The sequence below is a fragment of the Streptomyces sp. MCA2 genome (assembly GCF_023544705.1).
Lineage (GTDB): Bacteria > Actinomycetota > Actinomycetes > Streptomycetales > Streptomycetaceae > Streptomyces > Streptomyces decoyicus.
The window spans coordinates 1-1457 of sequence record NZ_JAMJFM010000118.1; the positions used below are offsets into that span (position 1 = coordinate 1).

Here is a 1457-nt window from a genome sequence, read left to right on the forward strand (position 1 = left end):
CGACTAACTTCGATGAGACAGGACAGTTGTCGACAAGCGACTCCCATTCCCGAGTACAGAGCCAACCGTCCGTACGCGGGCAGAAACACGCCGTGCCTCATCGGAGCAGGGTGCAGGGAAACCGTTTCGTAGTCGGCGTCCGTTGTCAGCGAAGTCAGTTGGCCACAGGGTTCTGACCTATGGCGACTGGATGAAACAGCGGCACCGGCCGCGCGAGCCGCGCCCGCGCCGATCAGTGTCCCGTCTCAGTTGAACCGGGCCGCGTCTCAAGCGAACGGGCGCGGTTCGCTTGTCGTCTCGGGTGTACTGGTCCGCGGTGCCATGCACCTTGCCTTTGGAAGCCAAGATCGCCCGGGGGGCCTTTGAGTACGTGCTCTGTCCGCTCGTGAGTATTTGCCACGATGACCGGGCGGCGCGCGTGGGCGAGGATGGCGGCTATGACCGCACCCGACCCGAATTCCACTGCCGCCCCCGCTCCGACGGTGACTGACCCGTTTGCGCCGTCCACGGCGGCAGTGCGCGTGTTCGCCGGTATCGGCCTCCTGTTGCTCGCTGTTGCCTACGGGGGCGTTCCTCATCATCGTCCTCAATCAGGCATACAGCGGAGACGGCGCAAGCGGGCCCCTGCTGGGCGCGGCTCTGTGGTCGATGGGCCTGTCCGCAGTCGCGGGACTGCTGGCGCTTTGCCTGCCCAGCGCCGTGGTGAGCCACACAGCGCGGCGCGGAGCCGTCGGGCTGCAGTACGCGCTGGCGTTCGCCGGCCCCGCGCTGGCCGCCATCGACTTCGCCTGACTGGTGGGGCTTTGTGCGTCGTGTACAGCCTGCTCATGGACTGGAGTCGGCAGTCCGACGGCCTCGCCGAGATCTTCAACGGCTACCTGCGCTGGCCGCACACCAAGACCTGCGTAACGGCCGTATGCCGCGGGAGCGCTGCCGGCCCGTACGCACGCGCCCCCGGTGCCGTTCGGCGAAGGCTTCCAGGCGCTGCACGTAGCCGTCCCGTTCGCCTTCGCGTACAGCGCTGAGGGCCACGGCCAGGATCTCCTCCGGTGCGTCGGGTGCGAGGAGGTTGCCTGGGTGGGTGCAGGCCCATGTGCACCGCTGCGCCGCTGCGAGGATCTCCTTCGCGTCCAGCGCTGCAGCCGGGCTCCGCCACCGGGGCCTTTGGGGCTGGTCGCCGAAGTGGGTGAGCAGCTGGCGCTGGAGGCAGCGCGCCCGCGCTGTGCGGCGGTGGTGTCGGCGATGCGCAGCAGGTAGTTGGCGACGTCGCGGACGCCCTCGAACCAGCGGTCCTCGAAGACCGGCCTCCATCCGCGATACGAGCTCGTCCGCCTGCTCGGTCGAGAACCCGACGGCGGCCAGGGCCTGGAATACCGTGAACCGCGTGGCCACGGCTTTCGTCTAAGGGCTGTCCCGTAACTGCCATTGGCAGTCCGCGCGACGGTCTACGGCCGGAC

The 1457-nt window shown here is 68.4% G+C and carries 1 protein-coding gene; it reads left to right on the forward strand.

Annotated elements, in window-relative coordinates:
• The first annotated feature begins 555 nt into the window (after positions 1–555).
• Positions 556–792 (forward strand): hypothetical protein, encoded by a 237-nt coding sequence (locus M8I34_RS41055; protein ID WP_250058158.1) that lies wholly within the window; start codon positions 556–558, stop codon positions 790–792.
• The last annotated feature ends 665 nt before the right edge of the window (positions 793–1457 follow it).